This is a genomic window from Janthinobacterium sp. GW823-FHT01H08 (assembly GCF_058797855.1).
Genome location: NZ_CM179504.1, coordinates 467,646 through 489,110 on the forward strand (window position 1 = coordinate 467,646; position 21,465 = coordinate 489,110).

The 21,465-nt window shown below is 61.9% G+C and carries 23 protein-coding genes; 10 read left to right on the forward strand and 13 right to left on the reverse strand.

The genetic code is table 11. The annotated features are described in order from the left end of the window. Positions 1-140 precede the first annotated feature (140 nt). The 5 genes from prmC to AC3RCG_RS02060 all read right to left on the reverse strand — a co-directional run bounded on the left by prmC (position 141) and on the right by AC3RCG_RS02060 (position 4,856). Positions 141-971 carry a peptide chain release factor N(5)-glutamine methyltransferase gene (gene prmC / locus AC3RCG_RS02040; protein WP_492402436.1) on the reverse strand — a complete coding sequence of 277 codons (831 nt, stop codon included), beginning with the start codon at positions 969-971 and terminating at the stop codon, positions 141-143. A gap of 10 nt (positions 972-981) precedes the next feature. Further along, entirely contained in the window at positions 982-1,452 is a 471-nt protein-coding gene (locus AC3RCG_RS02045) for a disulfide bond formation protein B (RefSeq protein ID WP_070289512.1), read from the reverse strand. 194 nt (positions 1,453-1,646) lie between these two features. After that, the gene (gene prfA, locus AC3RCG_RS02050) at positions 1,647-2,723 is read right to left on the reverse strand and encodes a peptide chain release factor 1 (protein ID WP_475416953.1); all 1,077 of its coding nucleotides are present in this window, start codon (positions 2,721-2,723) and stop codon (positions 1,647-1,649) included. A gap of 88 nt (positions 2,724-2,811) precedes the next feature. Then, positions 2,812-4,086: a glutamyl-tRNA reductase gene (gene hemA, locus AC3RCG_RS02055; protein WP_099408115.1), complete on the reverse strand. Its 1,275-nt coding sequence runs from the start codon at positions 4,084-4,086 to the stop codon at positions 2,812-2,814. Positions 4,087-4,166: 80 nt separating this feature from the next. Beyond that, positions 4,167-4,856, reverse strand: a complete 690-nt coding sequence (locus AC3RCG_RS02060; protein WP_046681910.1) for a response regulator transcription factor — start codon at positions 4,854-4,856, stop codon at positions 4,167-4,169. 168 nt (positions 4,857-5,024) lie between these two features. Between AC3RCG_RS02060 and AC3RCG_RS02065 the strand changes: the two genes are divergently transcribed. Continuing rightward, complete coding sequence (locus tag AC3RCG_RS02065; RefSeq protein ID WP_070313088.1) at positions 5,025-5,528, forward strand: hypothetical protein; 504 nt, start codon at positions 5,025-5,027, stop codon at positions 5,526-5,528. Between the two features lie 11 nt (positions 5,529-5,539). Here AC3RCG_RS02065 and ptuB read toward each other — a convergent pair whose 3' ends face one another. From ptuB to AC3RCG_RS02095, 6 genes are all read right to left on the reverse strand, one after another. Further along, complete coding sequence (gene ptuB / locus AC3RCG_RS02070; RefSeq protein ID WP_240453496.1) at positions 5,540-6,175, reverse strand: retron Ec78 anti-phage system effector HNH endonuclease PtuB; 636 nt, start codon at positions 6,173-6,175, stop codon at positions 5,540-5,542. Further along, the gene (locus AC3RCG_RS02075) at positions 6,165-7,613 is read right to left on the reverse strand and encodes an AAA family ATPase (protein WP_121670827.1); all 1,449 of its coding nucleotides are present in this window, start codon (positions 7,611-7,613) and stop codon (positions 6,165-6,167) included. The genes ptuB and AC3RCG_RS02075 overlap by 11 nt, the downstream gene beginning before the upstream one ends. Before the next feature lie 117 nt (positions 7,614-7,730). Next, positions 7,731-7,982 carry a cell division topological specificity factor MinE gene (minE, locus tag AC3RCG_RS02080; protein ID WP_034752886.1) on the reverse strand — a complete coding sequence of 84 codons (252 nt, stop codon included), beginning with the start codon at positions 7,980-7,982 and terminating at the stop codon, positions 7,731-7,733. A 1-nt stretch (position 7,983) separates the two neighbouring features. Then, entirely contained in the window at positions 7,984-8,799 is an 816-nt protein-coding gene (gene minD / locus AC3RCG_RS02085; protein ID WP_034752889.1) for a septum site-determining protein MinD, read from the reverse strand. Positions 8,800-8,836: 37 nt separating this feature from the next. Further along, positions 8,837-9,586: a septum site-determining protein MinC gene (minC, locus tag AC3RCG_RS02090; protein WP_070289408.1), complete on the reverse strand. Its 750-nt coding sequence runs from the start codon at positions 9,584-9,586 to the stop codon at positions 8,837-8,839. A gap of 227 nt (positions 9,587-9,813) precedes the next feature. After that, positions 9,814-11,997, reverse strand: coding sequence for a 5-methyltetrahydropteroyltriglutamate--homocysteine S-methyltransferase (locus tag AC3RCG_RS02095; protein ID WP_492402435.1), 2,184 nt, complete (start codon positions 11,995-11,997; stop codon positions 9,814-9,816). Positions 11,998-12,115: 118 nt separating this feature from the next. On the opposite strand from AC3RCG_RS02095, the gene AC3RCG_RS02100 reads away from it, so the two are divergent. From AC3RCG_RS02100 to AC3RCG_RS02120, 5 genes are all read left to right on the forward strand, one after another. Then, the gene (locus AC3RCG_RS02100) at positions 12,116-13,024 is read left to right on the forward strand and encodes a LysR family transcriptional regulator (RefSeq protein ID WP_492402434.1); all 909 of its coding nucleotides are present in this window, start codon (positions 12,116-12,118) and stop codon (positions 13,022-13,024) included. A gap of 129 nt (positions 13,025-13,153) precedes the next feature. After that, entirely contained in the window at positions 13,154-13,639 is a 486-nt protein-coding gene (locus AC3RCG_RS02105) for a phasin family protein (RefSeq protein ID WP_492402433.1), read from the forward strand. Between the two features lie 222 nt (positions 13,640-13,861). After that, on the forward strand, positions 13,862-15,040 hold the full coding sequence (locus AC3RCG_RS02110) for an acetyl-CoA C-acetyltransferase (protein ID WP_034783723.1): 1,179 nt from the start codon (positions 13,862-13,864) through the stop codon (positions 15,038-15,040). A 144-nt stretch (positions 15,041-15,184) separates the two neighbouring features. Then, a complete protein-coding gene (phbB, locus tag AC3RCG_RS02115; RefSeq protein WP_070219113.1) occupies positions 15,185-15,925 on the forward strand; it encodes an acetoacetyl-CoA reductase in 741 nt (246 codons plus the stop codon). 118 nt (positions 15,926-16,043) lie between these two features. Continuing rightward, positions 16,044-17,489 (forward strand): hypothetical protein, encoded by a 1,446-nt coding sequence (locus AC3RCG_RS02120; RefSeq protein ID WP_492402432.1) that lies wholly within the window; start codon positions 16,044-16,046, stop codon positions 17,487-17,489. Here the strand turns inward: AC3RCG_RS02120 and AC3RCG_RS02125 are convergent. Next, positions 17,426-18,046, reverse strand: a complete 621-nt coding sequence (locus tag AC3RCG_RS02125; protein WP_492402431.1) for a LysE family translocator — start codon at positions 18,044-18,046, stop codon at positions 17,426-17,428. The genes AC3RCG_RS02120 and AC3RCG_RS02125 overlap by 64 nt on opposite strands. Positions 18,047-18,198: 152 nt before the next feature. Between AC3RCG_RS02125 and AC3RCG_RS02130 the strand changes: the two genes are divergently transcribed. From AC3RCG_RS02130 to AC3RCG_RS02145, 4 genes are all read left to right on the forward strand, one after another. Then, positions 18,199-18,681, forward strand: coding sequence for an Lrp/AsnC family transcriptional regulator (locus AC3RCG_RS02130; RefSeq protein ID WP_034783718.1), 483 nt, complete (start codon positions 18,199-18,201; stop codon positions 18,679-18,681). 82 nt (positions 18,682-18,763) lie between these two features. Then, positions 18,764-19,720 (forward strand): prolyl aminopeptidase, encoded by a 957-nt coding sequence (pip, locus tag AC3RCG_RS02135; RefSeq protein ID WP_492402430.1) that lies wholly within the window; start codon positions 18,764-18,766, stop codon positions 19,718-19,720. A 112-nt stretch (positions 19,721-19,832) separates the two neighbouring features. Continuing rightward, positions 19,833-20,273 (forward strand): DUF2721 domain-containing protein, encoded by a 441-nt coding sequence (locus tag AC3RCG_RS02140; protein WP_070219003.1) that lies wholly within the window; start codon positions 19,833-19,835, stop codon positions 20,271-20,273. A gap of 42 nt (positions 20,274-20,315) precedes the next feature. Continuing rightward, positions 20,316-20,771 (forward strand): hypothetical protein, encoded by a 456-nt coding sequence (locus AC3RCG_RS02145; RefSeq protein WP_492402429.1) that lies wholly within the window; start codon positions 20,316-20,318, stop codon positions 20,769-20,771. A 1-nt stretch (position 20,772) separates the two neighbouring features. On the opposite strand, the gene AC3RCG_RS02150 is transcribed toward AC3RCG_RS02145, so the two are convergent. Further along, positions 20,773-21,354, reverse strand: a complete 582-nt coding sequence (locus AC3RCG_RS02150) for an SRPBCC family protein (protein WP_227742081.1) — start codon at positions 21,352-21,354, stop codon at positions 20,773-20,775. Positions 21,355-21,465: the final 111 nt, after the last annotated feature.

Below are 21,465 nucleotides of genomic sequence, written 5' to 3' on the forward strand. Positions count from 1 at the left end.
CGGCCCAAAAAACGCCGCGTCGCCAGCGTCCGCCCCGGGCAACGGGGGCGGCGCTTCGGTCAGGAATTCGCTTGATATTTTAACAAACTGCGGGGGGATCTGGCGCGCCGCCGGGTCAAGCTTTGCGCAGGTGGCAACGGTCAGCCCAGGCGGGCGCCGCTGACCCGTTCGATGCCGGCCAGGTCGCGCCAGCTTTGCACCTTGTTGTAGCCGGCAGCGGCCAGCAGCTCGCGCACCTGGGCAGCCTGGTCGTAGCCGTGTTCCATCAGCAGCCAGGCGCCCGACGCCAGGTGGCGCGCGGCGCCGGCAACGATGGTGCGCAGGGCCGACAGGCCGTCCGCATGGTCGGTCAGCGCGCCCGCCGGCTCGAAGCGCAGATCGCCTTCGGCCAGGTGGCGGTCGCCGCTGGCGATGTAGGGGGGATTGGAGACGATCAGGTCGAACTTTTCCGTGCCCAGCGCTTCGAACCAGTCGCTGGTCATGAAGGTGATGTTGACGCCGTTGGCGCTGGCGTTGCGGCGCGCCACGGCCAGCGCCGTGCTGCTCACGTCCAGGGCCGTGACGACGGCGTCGGGCCGCGTGTGCGCCAGCGCGACGGCGATGGCGCCGCTGCCCGTGCCCATGTCGAGCACCCGTCCGCCTGGCGGCAGGCGCTCGAGCGCCAGTTCCACCAGCACTTCCGTATCGGGGCGGGGGATCAGCACGGCGTCGTTCACTTCGAACGGCAAGCCGAAAAATTCGCGCTGGCCGACGATGTAGGCGATCGGCTCGCCCTGCAGGCGGCGCGCCAGCAAGCCCGATAACCGCTCGGTTTCATCAGGAGTAAGGACTCGCTCCGATTGCGTGATCAAGCTGACGCGCGACAGGCCCAGCGCATGGCCCAGCAGGATGCGGTTGTCGAGCGGGTCGAGCAGCGGACGGATTTGCAGGGCGCCGACAGTGCTGCCGGCAGGGATCAGTGTTTCTGGCATAGATAATTGATTATTGTTTGCGGCGCAGCAAAGTCCACAACATGGTGATGGCGAAGATGGCGAACCAGATGAATGCCCATTGCGGAATCGACAGGCCGAAAAACGGCTCGCCGGCATTTTCGCAGGCGCCATACGATTCAAACATGAAGGGCATGAGTTCGGCCGTGAAGACCTTGTTCAGCGCCGTTTCCACCGGATCGATGCCGCACGAGAAGCCGGGATTGGCCAGCACGTACAGATGCTTGGCGCCCACGCCCATGCCGCCCAGGGCCGCCAGCAAGCCGACGCCGGCGCCGATCTTCGGACGGTTGGCTGCCGCGCCCGCCAGGCAGGCGATGCCGATGGCGAGGAACAGGTAGCGCTGGATCACGCACAGCGGGCACGGCGCCATGTTCATGGCATGCTGCAAATACATGGCCACGCCCAGCATCAGGAAACACAGGGCGGCGGTCAACAGGAGGACGGTGCGTGAATTTTTCATGGGCGACACGGTGAGGTGGATGGAATCGAGCTGGTCATTTTCGCACAAGGGCCGATTTTTATTGCTTAGCCGCTACTTAAAGCTGTCGGCTTACGCGCTGCGCGCCAAGCCGACCTACAAATTGCGGCGTAGGTTGGCGTAGGTCGGCGTAGGTCGGCTTAGCGCAGCGTAAGCCGACACAACGGAGCCAGCGTTTAGTCGCCTAAAGCAGCCAGCAGTTCCGCCTGGTGCTCCGCCGCCAGCGCATTCGTCAGCTCCGTCAAATCCCCATCCATGATGAAGTCAAGCTTGTACAAGGTCAGATTGATGCGGTGATCCGTCAGGCGGCCCTGCGGGAAATTATAGGTGCGGATGCGCTCGCTGCGGTCGCCCGAGCCGATCAGGCTCTTGCGCGTGGCCGCTTCCTTCGACTGCTGCTCGCGCAATTGCACGTCCTTGATGCGCGCGGCCAGCACTTTCATCGCCTGCGCCTTGTTCTTGTGCTGGCTGCGGTCATCCTGGCACTCGACCACGATGCCGGTCGGCAAGTGGGTGATGCGCACGGCCGAATCCGTCTTGTTGATGTGCTGTCCGCCCGCGCCCGAAGCGCGGTAGGTGTCGATGCGCAGGTCGGCCGGGTTGATGTTGACGTCTTCCACCTCGTCCGCTTCCGGCATTACGGCCACCGTGCAGGCGGACGTGTGGATGCGGCCCTGCGTTTCCGTGGCCGGCACGCGCTGCACGCGGTGGCCGCCCGACTCGAATTTCAGCTTCGAATACGCGCCATTGCCGACCACGCGCACGATCACTTCGCGGTAGCCGCCCAGGTCGGAATCGGACGAGGACACCAGTTCCACCTGCCAGCGGTTGCGCTCGGCAAAGCGCGTGTACATGCGCAGCAGGTCGCCGGCGAACAGGGCCGATTCATCGCCGCCCGTGCCGGCGCGAATTTCCAGGAAGATATTGCGCTCATCGTTGACGTCCTTCGGCAGCAGCATGGTCTGCAGTTCGCGCTCGAGCCGCGCCATGGTGGCCTTGGCCGCCTCGATCTCTTCCTGGGCGAATTCCTTCATGTCCGGATCGCCCAGCATCTCTTGCGCCGTGGCGATGTCGTTGCCCGCTTCCTGGTAGGAGCGGTACAGGGCCACCAGCGGGCCCAGTTCGGCGTGCTCGCGCGTCATCTTGCGGTAGCTGTCCATGTTCGACGTGGCGTCCGGATGCATCAGCAGTTCGTCGAGTTCGACCAGGCGGTTCGCCAGTTGATCGAGTTTGGCCAGCATGGATGGTTTCATAGCGATTCGCGGTAAAAAGAGTGTAGGAATGATGCAAGCCCGGCAGGCGGGCAGGGGTAGCCGCGCGCGGGCGGCCAGCGGGGCTGCGCTAACGGCGGGGGCGGAACAGTTTCGGCAGCAGGGTGACCAGCTGCTTGCGCTCGTCGCCTTGCGCATGGTGCAGCGCTTGCTGCGGGCCGTGCAGGAACTTGGCCGTCAAGCCTTTCGACAGCGCTTCGAGTACGGCGTCGATGTCGGCGCCCTTGGCCAGCATCTTGCGCGCCCGTTCCACTTCCATCAGGCGCAAGGTTTCGCTGTTTTCATGCAGATGCTGGATGACGGGCACCATGGCACGGTCGTCGACCCAGCTCATGAAGGATTGCACGCGCGTTTCGATGATGGCTTCGGCTTGCGCCACGGCCGCTTGGCGGCTTTCCAGGCCCGTCTGCACGACCTTGCCCAGGTCGTCGACCGTGTACAGGAAGACGTCGTTCAAACGGCCCACTTCCGCCTCGATGTCGCGCGGCACGGCCAGGTCGACCATGAACATGGGCTTGTGGCGGCGCGCCTTGATGGCGCGCTCGACCAGGCCCAGGCCCAGCAGCGGCAAGGACGATGCCGTGCACGAGATGACGATGTCGAACTGGTGCAGCTGCTCGGGCAAATCCGCCAGGCGGATCGCCTTGCCGTTGAAACGGTGCGCGAGTTCCTCGCCCCGTTCCATGGTGCGGTTGGCAATGGTGATGCTTTTCGGGTTTTGCGCGGCAAAGTGCGTGGCGCACAATTCGATCATTTCGCCGGCGCCGATGAACAGCACGTTCTGCTCGGCGATCTTGTCGAAGATGCGCTGCGACAGGCGCACGGCGGCGGCCGCCATGGATACGCTGTGGGCGCCGATTTCCGTGCTGCTGCGCACTTCCTTGGCCACCGAAAAGCTGCGCTGGAACAACTGGTGCAGATACGTGCCCAGGCCGCCCGCCTCGTCGGCCGTGCGGATGGCGTCCTTGATCTGCCCCAGGATCTGCGTTTCGCCCAGTACCATCGAGTCGAGCCCGGAGGCGACGCGGAAGGTGTGGCGCACGGCATCGTGCTGCGGCAGCATATACAAGTGGGGGCGCAGCTCGCTGTAGTTGAGCTGGTGGTAGTCGGCCAGGAAATGCGCGCCCGCGTCGAGCGGATTGGGCACATGGCTGGCCGCATACAGCTCGGTGCGGTTGCAGGTCGACAGGATGGCCGCTTCGTCGTTGTCGCGCAAGTCGATGCGCTGGAACCAGGTGCGCGCCGCCATCACCGCCTGGCCCAAGTGCTCAGGCGCAAACGCCAGCTGTTCGCGGAGCGACACTGGGGCGGTGGTATGGTTGAGGCCGACGGCGAGCAGTTGCATTTCAGGGCTGTTGGATGACTTATGGCGACATTATAACGCTTTGTGCCCGCGCTTTGAGCAGGTCAGCCGTTTGCCGCCGTTCAGCCGCCCAGTTTTTCCAGGCGATAACCGTAGCTGTAGACGGGCACGAGCCTGTAGCCGTGTTCCGGTTTCAGCTGCAGCTTGTTGCGCACGCGCGAGACGTGGGTATCCATGGTGCGCGAGGGCAGGGCCGTGTCGCGCTGCCACACGGCTTCGTGAATGTAGGCGCGCGACAGGGGACGGCCCAGGTTGCGGAAAAACAGCAGCGCCAGGGCGAATTCCTTGTGTGTCACGTCCAGCACTTCGCCATCGCGCAACAGGCGGCCGGGACGGGTTTCAAACGTGTAATGACCGAATTGCAAGTACTCGGCGCCATTCTGGGCCGGGTACGCCACGCGCAGCAGCGCCTGGGTGCGCAAGGTCAGTTCGCTGCGCCGCAGGGGCTTGATCATGTAGTCGTCGGCACCTGCCGTCATGCCCGCCACCACGTCGTCTTCGCCGGAACTGTTGGTCATAAACAACACGGGCGCCTTCGGCGCCAGTTTTTCCCGGGCACGGCGCAAGACTTCCGCACCGTCCAGATCGCTCACATGCCAGTCGAGGATGAGCATGTCGCAACTGTCCTTGCGCAGCTGCCCCAGCATTTCCTTGCCACTCTGAAACTCGTGGCAGGCGTGGCCGGCGGCGGTGAGCACCTGGCATATCAGTTCTGCCTGGCTATGGTCGCTATCGAGTACGGCAATTCGCATAATTGGCTGGAGTGTGTAGCAACAAACAGACGACCTGCTCTGCTTATCGTAATGTTAAGGAATGCTCAAGTGAAATATAACAGAGATTGCAACTGTGTCCAGTGAAATCGGAGGGCAGATCCTTTACGTTACACTTGTTCATCTACCCCTACTAGCGGAGAAGCGGCCATGCCAGACAAGAGCACTACCGATTGGACACTGATACCGGCCAGTCGTGCCGAAATCGAGCAAGTGCGCGAGCGTTGCCGGCGCCTGGTGCAGCGGCGCGCCATGATGTCGGCGGGCGCTTCGGCCATTCCCATTCCCGGCATCGACCTGATGTCCGACGTGGGTCTGTTTTCCATGTTGATCAACGATATCAACCACGAATTCGGCCTGACGCCCGAGCAGATCGAGCGCCTGAACCCGCAGTTCAAGATGATGGCCTACCGCGCGGCGGTGGGCATGGGAGGCATGCTGGTAGGAAAGCTGGTGTCGCGCGAACTGATCCTCCACCTGCTCAAGCGCAGTGGCGTCAAGATTGCCACCAAGCAGGTGGCGCGCTTCGTGCCGTTCGCCGGCCAAGCGGTGGCGGCAGCCATCGGCTACGCCGTGTTCCGCCAGATCGGCAACCAGCACGTGAACGCCTGCGCCGCGGTGGCGCAGGAATTGCTCACGGTCAGGCCGGAGTAAAGCTGATTCCATTATGTTGAAATCAACGTGTGCTTGATCGCGGTGGAAAATGGCAGATATGCTGTCGCTGCCAGTTCGTCTTTATATAATTCGAGGCATTGCTCGCGTGTCAAATCACCAGATTCCACTATCTCAATGAATTCCATTCCTAATTCGATGTAACCGGCGATGGCGCTGCGCCGCATTTCACGTAAGGCGCCATTAAGATTGAAAATGCGTATGGTTTCCATTGCGCGTTTTTTATCCACGGCATTTAATCCTTCGCGCACGGCTACGCTACCGTCGCTGACGAACAGGAAAAAGTGTTCAGGGTCTTCCTCGTCCGGTTTGATCAGGTCGGCAGGATCGTAAGGTGGCAGTTCATCCTTGAATTTGCCGCAATTGTCCGGTCGATTGCAGGAACCAAAAAGGTTTGTCCAGAGAAAGATTACCTTCGAATCCCTTCGGTTTTGACGAAAGTGTTCGATATGCTTCTTGTCGGTGCGCAAAGAACCTTCGCAATAGGCGCAGCGATGTTGCTGCATCTCATTAAGCCTCTCCCATATCTCGCGCTTGTCTTCGGCAGTGACGGCCTTCCAGTTGTCTCGACCATGCCGATAGTTGGACAAGCACGCCGGCGCAGCACCGCGTTGCAGCTTATGCATCATCAGCCTCGCGCAACGGTAGTTTGCGTTTGAAGGCTTGCAGGCGTATCAAGCGGTCGCACTCCAGCATTTTTGGATGGTCGGCACCAAAATGCGCGTTCAGTTCTGCACGTAGCGCCTTGCCATCAGGCTCGTCATGCAAATTCTGTTGAATTAACGCCATGTAGTGACTGAGTTGGCGCGCCGGTTCGACATCGGGGACGGGATCGATACCCATCACATTGGCCAGTACGTCCGAACTGGCCACGCCCATGGTTTGTTGGTCGATCGTATTGACCGCCATGCGCTTGCGCCCGCTTTCTTCGTCCAGCTCCCAATCCAGCCGGCGTATGCAGTGCGCGTCAATGCTGCTGAGCACTTGAGGGCTGTGGGTGGTCACGATGAACTGGATATTCGGGAATGCATTTTGCAAATCAGGCAATACGGTCTGCTGCCACTCCGGGTGCAAATGCATGTCGATTTCATCGATCATGACGATGCCATGCGTTAGCTGGGCCGCCTTGTCGCCATAATGGGTATTGAGTTTGTAGCAGCGGTAGGCAATGTCACCGACGAGCGCCAGCATGTTGCGTATGCCATCGCTGAGTTGGCTGACCTTGAGCTTGCCCTGATCAGGATGTTCCAGTACTAGATCGTCGTGTTCGGCGCTATATTCCAGCCAATGCCAGCCAGTATGCGGTTCCAGAATCACGTCGATGGCCTGTTGCACGGCGCGTACGGGGGCAAGCAAATCGTTGGCGACTTTCGCATCGGGTCCGAGTTTCTTTTCGAGATTGCGGATCTGTGCATCCCTTAGCGCCTTGAATACCCTCGTGTACCACTGGGCAAAGTCCTTATAACTTGACGAAGGTGCGAGGCAATCGCGATAGGCCCAGGTGCGGGAAAACGATGCCTGATCCACTTTATCCGATTTGCCAGCCAGCTTCTTCTGGCTCCACAATCGGCCTGTGCCGTAATATCCGAGCATCGGCAATTCGTCTGCTTCAACCTCACCATTGGCAAAGACGCGCCTTTCCAGCACCTGCGCATGGCCGTAAAGCGCTATTGCGTCGGAGAACGCATTGTTTTTTGTTTTGCTGGATCTTTTGACGCTGTCGCGGAAACGTTTCCCATGCCATTCCAGATCAGTACGATCTGGGTCATGGACCATCGGCTCAACAGTGCCAAATGACTCAATCACGCAAGGAAGACGCCATTCCATTTGATGCGCTGCGAGTTTTTCGCGAAACACATCGTCGATCTGTATGCCGGTAGTATCGAGCGACATGCTGCCCAGGTCAAAGCCGGCAAGATACGGCCACAAGGCAATCTTGATCGCATCGAGCATGGACGATTTTCCCTGACCGTTGAGTGCGACGATGACGGTCAACCGGGGATCGAAAGCGAGCTGCACATTTTCAAAGCAACGGAAATTCTGCAGAGTGATCCGTTCGATTTTCAATGTTGGCTCCAGTACTGCATAAGTGAATGTCGTCGCGGACAACGCGAAAAGGGCTGACTGAATGTCAACCCTTTGATTATAGTACTGTTTTTGCCCGCCTCTGTTGCTTGGCCAGCTCTACGCGTCCGGCAGCACCACGTTCACGTCGAGGACTTCCAGGTTGCCCTGGCGGTCCAGCGAGATCTTGATGTCGTCGGCATTCACCTTGGTGTACTTGGAAATGACGGCGATCAATTCCTTGTGCAGGGCGGGCAGGAAGTCCGGACCATCGCGTCCGCTGCGTTCGCGGGCGATGATGATCTGCAGGCGTTCCTTGGCCGCGGTGGCCGTCTTCGGCTTGGGGGGGAAGAGGAAAGAAAGCAAGGCCATATCACTTCGCCCCAAAAATGCGCTGGAGTAATCCAGGCTTTTCATAGTTGGTAAAGCGCAACTCGACCTCTTCGCCGAGGAAACGCGAGACCACGTCTTCATAGGCTTGCGCCACGTCCGTGCCCGTGAAATGGATGGCCGGATTGCCCTGGTTCGAGGCGGCCAGCACTTGCTCCGACTCGGGAATGATGCCCACCAGCGGGATGCGCAGGATTTCCTGCACGTCCTGGTAGGACAGCATTTCATCCGATTCCACGCGTTTCGGCGAGTAGCGGGTGATCAGCAAATGTTCCTTGACCGGCTCGCCGCCCGTCTGCGCACGGCGCGACTTGGCTTGCAGGATGCCGAGGATGCGGTCCGAATCGCGCACCGACGACACTTCCGGGTTGGTGACGATGATGGCTTCGTCGGCGAACGTCAGCGCCATCAGCGCGCCATGCTCGATGCCGGCCGGCGAATCGCAGATGATGAACTCGAAACCCATGTTGATCAGGTCGTTCAACACGCGTTCCACGCCTTCTTCCGACAAGGCATCCTTGTCGCGCGTCTGCGAGGCGGGCAGGATGAACAGGTTGTCGCAGTGCTTGTCCTTGATCAGGGCCTGGTTCAGGGTTGCTTCTTTATTGATCACATTGATCAAGTCATACACGACGCGGCGCTCGCAACCCATGATCAGGTCGAGGTTACGCAGGCCCACGTCGAAATCGAGCACGGCTGTCTTGTGGCCGCGCATGGCCAGGCCAGTGGAAAAACTGGCGCTAGAGGTCGTCTTGCCGACACCGCCCTTGCCGGACGTCACAACAATAATTCTTGCCACAAATAATCCTTTTCAGATATCTCTTGAATTGTGCAGCTTAAGAGCGGTTCACGGGAGTGACCGGATTGACAGAGTGTATATCGATTCTGTCTCCAGCCAAACGAATTTGCGCGGGTCCGCGCGCCATTTCTGCAGGGAAACCATCCTCGAACGTGCGGTACACGCCCGCGATCGAGACCAGTTCCGGTTCCATGGCCAGCGCGAAGATGCGCGCCTGGGGATTGCCCGAGGCGCCGGCCAGCGCGCGGCCGTACAGCGAGGAATACACGTGGATGCTGCCGTCGGCGATGATTTCGGCGCCATTGTTGACGACGGCGGTGATGATCAGGTCGCAGCCGCGCGCATAGATGCGCTGGCCGGCCCGCACGGGCGTGTCGATCACCATCACCTGGGCGTCGGCGCCCGACTGGGCCGCCGCCGTGGGCGTATCCTTGGGACCATCCTTGGGCGGCGCATCGTCGCGCGTCTTGCCGCTGTCGAGGCTCAAGCCTTGCGCCAGGATGGCGTCATGCATGTCGGCCGGCGCATTGCGCACGGCCACGGCATTCAAACGGTATTTTTTCAGCAGGGCCACGAGGGCGGCCCAGTCGATGGGCACGCTGCCGGGCGGCAAGGCCGCCACGTCCAGCACGGCCAGGTCGTCTTCGAAAAAGTCCGCCACGCCTCCCGTCATGTCGCGCAAGGCGGCATCGAGTGCCTGCGTATCGGCGCTATGCAGGATGGCGGAGACAGCAACGACGGTGGAAATCTTGATTTCGATAGGCTTCTGCGACGGGCTTTTGGACATAAACATTTATCAAAGTGAAACTGCGGCAGGCCAGATGTTCCGTACGGCAACAATGGGAGCAGTAAATTTCTTGCATTCTACTGCAAAAAAATCAGCGTCAGGGGCCTGGCGCATGCTATTCCGCAGGGCAATACCTACTTCATGTCAAAAAAAACGGGCGGCGCCCCGGAAAACCGGTGCGCCGCCCCGAAAGCCGCCGCCCATGCGCCCTCAGGCGCCATGTCCGATTACGCTGCGCGCATCTGCCGTGCCGCCTCCACCATATGACGCAACGCTGTTTCCGTTTCCAGCCAGCCACGCGTCTTCAAGCCGCTGGCTTTTTGCCGTAATGTCACCATGTCGACGGCGGTGGAGATGCGCGGCGAGTGGATGCCGTACACGCCGGGGCCGATTTCGTTCGAGTACTGGAACTGGACTGAGCCCGTCAGCGGTTCCACGTCCGAGCGGCTCGTCTCTATCGTGATGACGTCGGCATCCATGGCGGCGATCTGCGGCAGGATGTCGTTGAACTCGGCACAGCACATGTGGGTATGGATCTGCGTCGTGTCGCTGACGACGGACGCGGCGATGCGGAAGGCGCGCGTGGCCCAGTCCAGATAGGCGTCCCGCTGGCCGCGGCGCAGCGGCAAGCCTTCGCGGATGGCCGGCTCGTCGATCTGGATGATGCCGATGCCGGCCGTTTCCAGGTCCTGCACTTCGTCGCGGATGGCCAGGGCCAGCTGCAGCGCCGTGGCGGCGCGCGGCTGGTCGTCGCGCACGAACGACCATTGCAAGAGCGTCACCGGGCCCGTCAGCGTGCCCTTCATCGGTTTGCTCGTCAGGCTTTGCGCATGGGCCGTCCATGCGACCGTCATGGGGGCCGGACGCTGCACGTCGCCGTAGATGATGGGCGGCTTGACGCAGCGCGAGCCGCACGATTGCACCCAGCCGTGACGGGTCAACACGAAGCCGTCCAGTTGCTCGCCGACGTAGTCGACCATGTCCTTGCGTTCCGCTTCGCCATGCACGAGCACGTCCAGGCCCAGCGCTTCCTGGCGGCCCACGGCGTGGGCGATTTCGGCGCGGATGGCCGGCGTCTGCGGGAAGGCGCCAATGGTCGTCGTCGGGAAGTCGGGCAGGCGCAGGCGTGCATGCTGCGCGGCCTGGCGCAACGGGAAGCCGGAATCGCGGCGGTCGATGGTGGGCGACAGCGTCTGCAGGCGCTGCGCGACCGGCGCACGGTGCACGCGGGGGCTGGCGCGGCGGCTGGCGATGGCCCGGCGGGACCTCGCCAGCGCGGTATCGTCGGGATGGCCTTCCAGTGCGTCTTTCAGCAGCGCAAGTTCCGTGAGTTTTTCCGTGGCAAACGCCAGCCAGCTATTGATGTCGCCATCGAGGTCCGTCTCCGCTTCCAGGCTGAACGGCACGTGCAGCAGCGAGCACGACGGCGCCAGCCACAGGTGCCCGTTGCGCTTGGCGGCCAGCGGCTGCAGCACGGCCAGGGCAGCGTCGAGGTCGGTACGCCAGATATTGCGGCCATCGACTATACCGATCGACAAGACTTTATGCGCGGGCAGCCAGTCCGTGACACTGATCAATTCATGCGGCGCGCGGATGCCGTCCACGTGCAGGCCGGCCACGGGCAGGCGGCATGTCAGGCTGAGGTTTTCTTCCAGCGGCGAGAAATACGTGGCCAGCAGGATGTTCACCCCCACCTGGTTCAGCTGCCAGTAGGCACTCTCGAAGGCGCTGCGCCAGGCATGGGGCAAGTCCAGGCCCAGGATCGGTTCCTCGAGCTGCACCCACGCCACGCCTTGCTGTTTCAGGCGGTCGAGCAGGGCGCCGTAGACGGGCAGCAATTGTTCCAGCAGCGCCAGGCGCTCGAAGCCCGGTGTCTTTTCCTTGCCCAGCCACAGGAAGGTGAGGGGGCCGATCAGGGCCGCCTTGACTTGGTGGCCGAGCGCCTGCGCCTCGGCCACTTCCGCCAGCAGGCGCTCGCACGCCAGCGAAAATTGGGTGTGCGGCGACAATTCGGGCACCAGGTAATGGTAATTGGTGTCAAACCACTTGCTCACTTCCAGCGCATGGCCGTGGCGGCAGCCCGCGTGCTCGGCGTGCGTCTCTGCACCGCGCGCCATGGTGAAATAGCGCGACAGCGACGACTGCTCCGGCGCAAAGCTGAAACGCGCCGGCTCGCAGCCCAGCAGCTGGATATGGCTGGCCACGTGGTCGTAGAAGGCGAAGTCGCCCACGGTGACGTAGGCCAGGCCCGCGTCCCTTTGCACGGCCCAGTGGCGCGCGCGCAATTGCCGGCCCGTCGCTTCCAGCGCCGCCTGGGACAGCTCGCCGCGCCAGTGGCTTTCCAGCGCCAGTGTCAGTTCGCGCGTGGCGCCGATACGGGGAAAGCCAAGGATGTGCGTACGAATGGGCATGATGTCATCGAGATTTAATGTGAATGCGCTAGAGTGTGCGGCAACTTGGTCTATAATCAAAACGAAACATTTTGCCGAATAACATGAAAATCATTCACGTATATCCTCCAATTTCCCGATGCTAGAAATTCGCCACCTGCGCACCTTGAGTGCCCTGCGTTCCTCCGGCAGCCTGGTGCGCGCCGCGCAGCTGCTCAACCTGACCCAGTCGGCCCTGTCGCACCAGATCCGTTTGCTGGAAGAGCGCTACAAGGCGCCCTTGTTCGAGCGCAAGTCGATGCCGATCGCCTTCACGGCCACGGGCAGCCGGCTGCTGGAGCTGGCCGACAAGCTGCTGCCCGAGATCGAGCTGGCCGAGCGCGACGTGGCGCGTTTGTCGCAGGGCGACAAGGGGCAGCTGCGCGTGGCGCTCGAATGCCATACCTGTTTCGACTGGCTCATGCCCGTGATGGATGCGTTCCGCCAGCGCTGGCCGGAAGTGGAAATCGATCTTGTCTCCGGCTTTCACAGCGAACCGGCGGACTTGCTGCGTTCGGGCGAGGCGGACCTCGTGATCGGCTCGCCGTACGGCCCCGATTTCACCGTGTTTCCCCTGTTCCGCTTTGAAATGCTGGTGGTGATGGCGCAGAAGCACCGGCTGCAGGCCCAGCGCCGCCTTGCGGCGAGCGACTTTACGGGCGAGACTTTGATTACCTATCCCGTGCCGGAAGAGCGCATCGACCTGATCCGTGAAGTGCTGCGGCCGGCCGGCATCCAGTTTGAACGCCGCACGGCCGAATTGACGGTGGCCGTGCTGCAACTGGTGGCGAGCCGGCGCGGCATCGCCGCCTTGCCGAACTGGGCCATCAAGAATTACGTCGATTACGATTATGTGGTGGCGCGCCCGGTGGGCGAGCATGGCTTGTGGAGCGATTTGTACGTGTCCGTGCCGGAGCCGTTGCAGGACAAGGCCTATGTGCGCGATTTCGTCAGCGTGATACGCGAGCAGTGCGCGGCTACGCTCGATGGTATCAAGTTGTCGTCTTGATCAACGTTGAGGTGGAAACAAACCAACAGCAAAGCTTGATAAATATCAAGGTTCAGCAATGAACCACCGCTTACAGTTGAGCACTGTGCGGCGCAACATGGCGCTGCCTACTCTTTGGGGAGGAACGACATGTTTTTATTTTCCGAACAATGGGCATTGGCTGGCAAGGCCGTGGTGGAAGCGCAATTGATCAGCGCGCAAGCGTATGCCCAGGCCGCCGTCGACAGCGGCGCCAGCGTGCTGGAGTTGCAGCTCGATGCGGCCCGCGCGGCGCTGGCTGCCGCTACGGTGGCGGGCAATCAGCTGCTGTCCGTGAAGGATACGCAAGCGCTGCTGCAACTGTCGCGCACCCAGTCGCAACTGGCCATCGAACGCATCGGTGCATATGGCCGCCAGGCAAAGGATGTTGCTCAAGAAACCCAGGAGAAATTTGAGACTGTGACAAAGGGTGAGTTTGCTGCATCGCGTCAAAAATTTGGCGAGCTGTTGCAGGTGGTAAAGCAAACACCCGTGCCCCTGATTATTCCCTTCAATAATTTTCTAAAAACCACTTTCGGCGGTGCCGATGAAGGGTATGATAAAAATAAAAACACGCGTCCTGCTCGCCAGGCCTAAGCGTTTTGCGGCCCGGCAGCGGCTATCCGCCGCGCCAGGTTGCCCGCCGCCACCGCAAGCAGGCTGTCATCGCCGCCGCCAGCGGTGCGGCGCTGGAACTGCGGCGCATGCCGCGCTAGAATGAAACGCAGCTTGCTGTGTCTTCCCGGATTCACTGGATTCCAATTGGATTCTATTAGCACCTTGACCTTGGCCCTCGTGGCCAGCATATCGGAGAAATAAATGGATGATGTCGTAATCGTGGCCGCCGGCCGTACCGCAGTCGGCAAATTCGGTGGCAGTCTGGCCAAGATTCCTGCGTCCGAACTGGGCGCGCATGTAATCAAGGGCTTGCTGGCACAAACCGGCATCGACCCGAACCTGATCGGCGAAGCCATCCTGGGCCAGGTGCTGACGGCCGCCGTCGGCCAGAACGCCGCGCGCCAGGCCGTCATCAAGGCTGGCTTGCCCAGTTCCATCCCGGCATTCACCATCAACAAGGTCTGCGGCAGCGGCCTGAAGGCCACGCACCTGGCGGCGCAAGCGATCAAGTGCGGCGACGCCAACATCATCATCGCCGGCGGCCAGGAAAACATGAGCGCCTCGCCGCACGCGATGAACGGTTCGCGCGACGGTTTCCGCATGGGCGACTTCAAGATGATCGACACCATGATCGTCGATGGCCTGTGGGACGTGTACAACCAGTACCACATGGGCATCACGGCGGAAAACGTCGCCAAGAAATACGAAGTGACGCGCGCCGAGCAGGATGAATTCGCGCTGCAGTCGCAGCTGAAGGCGGAAGCTGCGCAAAAAGCGGGCAAGTTCAAGGATGAAATCCTGCCGCTGGAAATCGCCAACAAAAAAGGCACGGTCGTCTTCGACAGCGACGAATACATCAAGCCCGGCTCGACCTTGGAATCGCTGGCCGGCCTGCGCCCTGCGTTTGCCAAGGACGGCACCGTCACGGCCGGCAATGCCTCGGGTCTGAACGACGGCGCCGCCGCCGTGATCATGATGTCCGCTTCGCAAGCGAAGGAACTGGGCTTGAAGCCGCTGGCGCGCATCAAGGCTTATGCCTCGTCGGGCCTGGACCCGGCTGTCATGGGCATGGGCCCCGTCTCCGCATCGCGTCTGTGCCTGAAAAAAGCCGGCTGGACGCATGAAGAGCTGGACCTGATGGAAATCAACGAAGCGTTTGCCGCGCAAGCGATTGCCGTGAACAAGGAAATGGGCTGGGATACCAGCAAGATCAACGTGAACGGCGGCGCGATCGCCATCGGCCACCCGATCGGCGCCTCGGGCGCGCGCATCTTGGTCACCCTGATCCACGAAATGATACGCCGCGACGCCAAGAAAGGCCTGGCAGCGCTGTGCATCGGTGGCGGCATGGGTGTCGCTTTAGCGATCGAGCGTGATTAAGTAGCTGGCACCGAACCCCGCCGTCGCGCGCAGTGCGTGACGGCGGGGTTCGCGGCGGTACGCCGCTGTAATTCTCGGCGGAACTGGGTTGCTTTCACTAAATAATTAACTTTTTGGCAATAGAACGACACTGAGGGGATGAAAATGGCAAGAGTTGCATTGGTAACTGGTGGCATGGGTGGTCTGGGCGAAGCGGTGTGTTTCAAGCTGGCGGCGCTTGGCTATCGCGTGGTGACCACATATTCCCCAGGCAATCCGAAGGTCGAGGAATGGCTGGCGACGACCAAGGACATGGGCTACGACTTCAAGGCATATCCGTGCGACGTGGCCGACTACGATTCGGCCGCTGCCTGCGTGGCGGCAGTGGAAGCGGAAATCGGTCCTGTCGACGTGCTGGTGAATAACGCCGGCATCACGCGCGACATGACGTTCAAGAAGATGGACAAGACGAACTGGGATGCCGTGATGAGCACCAACCTCGATTCCGTCTTCAACATGACCAAGCCCGTCTGCGACGGCATGGTGGAACGCGGCTGGGGCCGCATCATCAATATCTCGTCCGTGAACGGCCAGAAGGGCGCTTTCGGCCAGACCAACTATGCGGCCGCGAAAGCGGGCATGCATGGTTTCACCAAGTCGCTGGCGCTGGAAGTGGCGCGCAAGAACGTCACCGTCAACACCATTTCGCCAGGCTACATCGGCACCAAGATGGTCATGGCGATTCCGCAGGAAGTGCTCGACAGCAAAATCATCCCGCAAATTCCGATGGCGCGCCTGGGCAAGCCGGAAGAAGTGGCCGGCCTGGTCGCCTACCTGGCTTCCGATGAGGCAGCGTTCGTCACGGGCGCGAATATCTCGATCAACGGCGGCCAGCACATGTCGTAATCGGTATTGAGGTAAAACAGAAAAGACAGCTGCGGCTGTCTTTTTTTATGCTGGCCAGCAAAACAAGGAGATCGCCGGATTTACCTTAGAATCAGTATTTCTCCACTGCATCATCTCCATGACCCTTGTTCCCGCCTTGCGCCGCGCCAGCGTGGCCGCCATCCTTTTCCTGGGCGCCAGCGCGGCCCAGGCCAGCGTCGCGTTCCACGTTACGGTGGTTACCGAGCGCGTCAACCAGCCCGGCGTGAAAACCAGCCTGCCCGTGCGTGATACGCAGGACAGCGATGTCGTGCTGGGTCCCCATTACCTGAGCGTGCGCGATGGCAAGCGCTTGTCCGTGCTCGACTTTGCCACGCGCCGCCGCCACGTCATCGATACGGCGGCGTCCACCTACGACACGTATTCGCTGTTCGACGTGGTGGGCTTTCGCGCCGCCGAGCTGCGCCACCGGCAGGGGCTTGGCGGCATGCTGAAGGCGGGCGGCCTGGAGCAGCACGCAACGCCTCGCGTGTATGAGGAGCAGGCTTTGTCGGTGCTGGACAACAAGCGGCGCGGCGCTCTGCAGCCGCAAGTGCTCGACGGCGCCGTGCTGTGGTCGCTTGACGGGCAGCCCCTGTTGCGCCTGGGCATCGCGGGCAGTCCCGTCAGCGGCGACGACGCCACGGCCTTTGCCCAGTACTTGCGCTACACCTGGGGCGGCCACCCGCTGGTGCTGAAGATGCTGGCCGACGGCAAGCGCATTCCCGCCGACTTCACCTTGCACTACCAGGAGGTGGGCGGCGCGGTGACGCGGCAGTTCCGCATCAGCGCCATGACGGCGGGCGCACCGGCCACCTATACCTTGTCCGCCTACCGGCCCCGTCCGCTGGCGGCCGATGCGCCCCCGCTCGAGCGCGTGCTGGCGCAGGCGGCGCTGTTGCCGCCGCCGGGACCCCAGGCGCCTCAGGCACACCCTGCGCTGCGGGCCGAAGCGGAAAAACTGTTTGCCGCCGACCAGCCTTTCGAAGCTTTCTTGACCATGCTGGAAGATCATTTTTCCACGGGCGAACTGGTCGACAAGCTGTCGCCCCAGCAGATACTGGCCATGCAGGAATGCCAGCCCATCCACGATTTGACGCGAGGATTGCTTGCCAAGGACCATGAAGGCATCGCAGCCGCGCTGGCCACCGTGCAAGAGTTAAGGACGCAAACGGGGATGGCGCAGCCCGTGCTGGCCTTGTTCGAGGGGAATTTGCGCGCCAAGCTGGGGCAATGGCCGCAAGCGACGGCCTTGTATCTGCAAGTGCTGCAGGCAAAACCGCAGATGGCGGCCGTGTATCAGGACCTGGGCGACGCCTTGCTGGCGCAGTTCGATGCGCCGAACGCCTGGCGCAGCTGGGATGCGGGGCGGGCCATGGCGCCGGCGCTGCGGCAATTTCGCAAGGTTAACGACCTCGAGCGCAGCCTGCTGAACGATTACCCCGCCTTCTTTGCCGGCGGAGCGCCGCTGCCGCCGACAGTTCAGCCCAGCACCAGCCGCCCGGCCAGCAAGACGAAGACGGTGGGCAGCACGAACTTGCCGTAAGGCGAGGGTTTACCGCGCAGGCGGTGCGCCAGGCGCGCGGCCAGCACGGCGTAGATGGCGTCGAACAGCAATCCCACCAGTACCAGGATGGCGCCCAGGCGCAGGTATTGCAGGCCAACGCTGTCGCTGCCCATGACGAATTGCGGCAGGAACATGCTGCAAAACAGCAGTGCCTTCGGATTGAGCAGATTCGTCAGGAAGCCGCGCACCAGGCTGGCACGGGCGCTGTGCGCCGTGGCGGGGGCGGCTTTTTCCTCCGTTGTTTTGGCCGACAGGGCCGACTGCAGCAGGCGCAGCGCCAGGTACAGCAGGTAGGCGGCGCCCGCCCATTTGACCCACTGCAAGGCTTGCGGATGCGTGACCATCAGCGCCGCCAGGCCCGCGCCCGACAGCGCCACGTGCACGGCGCGCGCGCCGGCGATACCCAGTGCCGTCACCAGCGCCGTGGCCACGCCGCGCGCGGCGCCCGTCGCCAGCACCAGCGCCATGTCGGGGCCCGGCAATAAAAAGGCGCCGGCCAGTGCCAGCAGGTACATCAGGAAGGTAGAATCGGACATGGCTCAGTCGAAAAGAAAGCGGGAGCATGCGCACGCTGCAGCCTGCTCGCCGGGCCCCATTATGTTCTTGACGCGATGAAATGTGCTTGCTTTTCCTGCCCTGCATGCCCTAGTATTCGGGTAGATTCCACTCGTATCAAAACAAAAATTAGATGAAAATTCCAGAAGTTAGCCTCGACGCCACCGATTTGCAGATACTCAGGCTGTTGCAGGATGAAGGACGGCTGTCGAATGCGCGACTGGCCGAGCGCTTGAAGCTGAGCGAAACCCCCGTCTGGCGTCGTCTGCGCCGCCTGGAAGAGGAAGGGTTTATTACCGGCTACCAGGCTTTGCTCAACCGGAAGAAGCTGGGCATCGGCCTGGTGGCCTTCGTACGCGTCGTGTTTGCCAACCATGGCGGCGAGCAGCCGTCGCAGTTCGAGCAAGCGATCGCGACGATTCCCGAAATTCTGTCATGCCACAATGTGGCGGGCGAGGCCGATTATTTCCTGCAAGTGGTGGCGCGCGACCTGGAAGCGTATGGCGAATTCGTCTCGACCGTGCTGCGCCGCCTGCCGGGCGTGGCGGAAATCCAGTCCAGCCTGTCGATGCGCGAGATCAAGTCGTCGAACCGCCTGCCCCTGCTGCTGGCCTGAGCCGGCGGGGGCGCACTATAATTGGAGCAGTTGCCAGGAATCGTGCCTGGCGCCCTGACCGCCATTCCAAGGACCGCTCGCCATGCCCGATTCTTTGTCACCCCTGTTTCCCGCCCTGACGCCGAACCGGCACGGCATGCTGGCCGTCGATGACATCCACACCATTTATTGGGAAGAGTGCGGCAACCCCGACGGCATTCCCGTGCTGTTCCTGCATGGCGGCCCGGGCGCGGGCCTGTCGCCGCAGCACCGCCGCTTTTTCGACCCGCAGCGCTACCGCGTGATCCTGTTCGACCAGCGCGGCGCCGGCAAGTCCACGCCGCTGGGCGAATGGCGCAACAACACGACGCAGCTGCTGATCGAGGACATCGAACGCCTGCGCGCCCAGTTCGGCATCGCCCAATGGCTGGTGTTTGGCGGCTCCTGGGGTTCGACCCTGGCGCTGGCATATGGCCAGGCGCATCCGGCGGCCTGTCTCGGTTTCGTGCTGCGCGGTATTTTCCTGTGCACGCAGGCGGAAATCGACTGGTTCATCGAAGGCGTGCGCTGGTTTTATCCGGAACTGTACGAGGAATTCTCCGCCCCGATTCCGCTCGAGGAGCGGGGCGACCTGCTGGCGGCTTACGTGCAACGCATCCTCAGCAGCGACCCGGCCGTGTACTGGCCGGCCGCGCGCGCCTGGAGCCGCTTCGAAGGCCGCCGCGTGTATCTGATGCCGCAGCCGGAAGACGCGCCGAACGATGCGCTGGATCTGGGCGTGGGCCGGCTCGAATCGCATTACATGGCCAATCTCGGTTTCTTCGAAGAAGACCAGCTGATCCGCAACATGGGACGCATCGCGCATTTGCCGGCCGTCATCGTGCAGGGACGCTACGACGCCATCTGCCCGCCGCTGTCGGCCTACCGCCTGCAGCAGGCCTGGCCTGGTTCCCAGTTGGAAATGATTCCCGACGCGGGCCATGGCGCGCTCGAGCACGGCATCGCTTCGGCGCTGGTGCGCGCCACCGAGCGCTTTGTGCCGGGGCGCGGCTTCGCATGACCTTGCAACACGCCGGTTGGCAAAGCGGCCAGCCGGCGTGCGCCACCTGCTACACTATGGCCTGTGCTGGCGCCAGGGTCGGGCGCCGGTGTGAACCCACGACTTTTTATCCATGAACATACAGATCGGCGACATCGGCCATATCATCCAGCTGGCGATTGCGCCGGTTTTCCTGCTGACCGGTATCGGCACCATGCTGGTGGTACTGACCAACCGCCTGGGCCGCATCATCGACCGCACGCGCGTGCTGGAAGACCGGCTCGACATCGGCTACAACGATTTCTATATGGATGAGCTAGATACCCTGTATCGGCGTACCCATCTGATCAATTATTCGATTTCGCTGAGCACGGCGTGCGGTTTCTTCGTCTGCGTCATCATCGCCATGCTGTTTTTGGGCGATATTCTGAACCTGACCCTGGACAAATATATCGCGGCCTTCTTTGTGCTGGCCGTGATTTGCCTGATCGGCTGTTTTATTTATTTACTGCGCGAAATTTACCTGGCTGCCAGGGCCCAGCGCATCCGGCGCCACATCCGCCCGCCCCGCTAGGCGGCGCGCCGGTTTACCCTACTATTGAAGAACGAGTCCAGCATGCACGATTACAAACGTCCCCCCACCCTGCACCGCTACGGCCAGTGCAGCGAACTCGAGCTGGCGCTGAGCCTGGGCCAGTTCCGCCTGATGCCAGCGGGCAATTGTTTGACCCTGAGTTTTTCGCAAGTGTGGGACAAGCAACTGTTCGACCTGTTCGCCCCTGCCGACGCTTGTTTGATCATCCACAATACGGAAGAATTCGGCGAACGCCTGCACCGCGCCGTGCAGCGCACCTTGCCCAGCTGGGCCGGCATCGATGGCCTGGTCGAATACGGCCAGCGCGCGGCCCTGGGCGCCGCCTTCACCAAGACGCGTGCCGAAGCGCCCGAACAGGAATGGCTGTTCGCCTGGCGCTCGATGCAGCCGCAAGCGAGCCTCAACCCCGTCACCGTAAAACTGGGCAGCCTGGAAAACTTCGCGGAAATCCGCGACCGCGATACCTATCTGGCTTGATTTAACCTGCCTTTTCCGCGTACTGGCTGTCGATGCGGGTGAGTACGGCCGCCATCATGCGTTCGATATCGCCACGTATCATGGTCGTGCCCAGCATGCCGGGCACATAGAAGCCCGGCATCAGCCGGCTGGAAAAGACGATGCGCGTGCCGCCCGTCTCGGGCACGGGATACAGATTCCAGCGCGATTCGTAATGCCGCATGTCGCCCGAGATCAGGGCGATGTCGATGGCCGTCAACGGCGTTTCCGTGGCCCGCACCACCAGGTGGATGGGGTGGTTCATGAACAGGAAGCGCGCCATGCCCTGCTGCTCGATGATGACTTCATTGCCGTTGCGCGACAGCACGCGGCAGGAACTGAGGTCGGGCACGAATTCGCTCATGCGCTCGTAAGTGGTCAGGGTCTTCCACACGGAGGCCGGAGGCGCCTGCACGCTGCCGCTGGCATCGACTTCATACATGCGCTGCCCGTCAACCTCGATGCGCTTGACCTCGACCTTCAGCTTGTCCAGGCGTATCGCCTGTGCCAGCGCGGTAGCGGGGACGGCGCACAGCATCAACAGGCAGAGGAAGAGTCGCTTCATGCCACCTAGCCTACGGGAAAGTACCGCCCGGCACAAGCTGTACGCACCGCCGTCGGGCGCGCCGGGCGATTTAGAACTCCCGGTCTAGAGAAAGTCGCTGCGGCGAGCGGC

Bases quoted from the DNA above. Each gene is read 5' to 3' on its own strand.
- prmC (WP_492402436.1), bottom strand. From the start codon at position 971: ATGCCAGAAACACTGATCCCTGCCGGCAGCACTGTCGGCGCCCTGCAA.
- AC3RCG_RS02045 (WP_070289512.1), bottom strand. From the start codon at position 1,452: ATGAAAAATTCACGCACCGTCCTCCTGTTGACCGCCGCCCTGTGTTTC.
- prfA (WP_475416953.1), bottom strand. From the start codon at position 2,723: ATGAAACCATCCATGCTGGCCAAACTCGATCAACTGGCGAACCGCCTG.
- hemA (WP_099408115.1), bottom strand. From the start codon at position 4,086: ATGCAACTGCTCGCCGTCGGCCTCAACCATACCACCGCCCCAGTGTCG.
- AC3RCG_RS02060 (WP_046681910.1), bottom strand. From the start codon at position 4,856: ATGCGAATTGCCGTACTCGATAGCGACCATAGCCAGGCAGAACTGATA.
- AC3RCG_RS02065 (WP_070313088.1), top strand. From the start codon at position 5,025: ATGCCAGACAAGAGCACTACCGATTGGACACTGATACCGGCCAGTCGT.
- ptuB (WP_240453496.1), bottom strand. From the start codon at position 6,175: ATGATGCATAAGCTGCAACGCGGTGCTGCGCCGGCGTGCTTGTCCAAC.
- minE (WP_034752886.1), bottom strand. From the start codon at position 7,982: ATGGCCTTGCTTTCTTTCCTCTTCCCCCCCAAGCCGAAGACGGCCACC.
- minC (WP_070289408.1), bottom strand. From the start codon at position 9,586: ATGTCCAAAAGCCCGTCGCAGAAGCCTATCGAAATCAAGATTTCCACC.
- AC3RCG_RS02095 (WP_492402435.1), bottom strand. From the start codon at position 11,997: ATGCCCATTCGTACGCACATCCTTGGCTTTCCCCGTATCGGCGCCACG.
- AC3RCG_RS02100 (WP_492402434.1), top strand. From the start codon at position 12,116: ATGCTAGAAATTCGCCACCTGCGCACCTTGAGTGCCCTGCGTTCCTCC.
- AC3RCG_RS02105 (WP_492402433.1), top strand. From the start codon at position 13,154: ATGTTTTTATTTTCCGAACAATGGGCATTGGCTGGCAAGGCCGTGGTG.
- AC3RCG_RS02110 (WP_034783723.1), top strand. From the start codon at position 13,862: ATGGATGATGTCGTAATCGTGGCCGCCGGCCGTACCGCAGTCGGCAAA.
- phbB (WP_070219113.1), top strand. From the start codon at position 15,185: ATGGCAAGAGTTGCATTGGTAACTGGTGGCATGGGTGGTCTGGGCGAA.
- AC3RCG_RS02120 (WP_492402432.1), top strand. From the start codon at position 16,044: ATGACCCTTGTTCCCGCCTTGCGCCGCGCCAGCGTGGCCGCCATCCTT.
- AC3RCG_RS02125 (WP_492402431.1), bottom strand. From the start codon at position 18,046: ATGTCCGATTCTACCTTCCTGATGTACCTGCTGGCACTGGCCGGCGCC.
- AC3RCG_RS02130 (WP_034783718.1), top strand. From the start codon at position 18,199: ATGAAAATTCCAGAAGTTAGCCTCGACGCCACCGATTTGCAGATACTC.
- pip (WP_492402430.1), top strand. From the start codon at position 18,764: ATGCCCGATTCTTTGTCACCCCTGTTTCCCGCCCTGACGCCGAACCGG.
- AC3RCG_RS02140 (WP_070219003.1), top strand. From the start codon at position 19,833: ATGAACATACAGATCGGCGACATCGGCCATATCATCCAGCTGGCGATT.
- AC3RCG_RS02145 (WP_492402429.1), top strand. From the start codon at position 20,316: ATGCACGATTACAAACGTCCCCCCACCCTGCACCGCTACGGCCAGTGC.
- AC3RCG_RS02150 (WP_227742081.1), bottom strand. From the start codon at position 21,354: ATGAAGCGACTCTTCCTCTGCCTGTTGATGCTGTGCGCCGTCCCCGCT.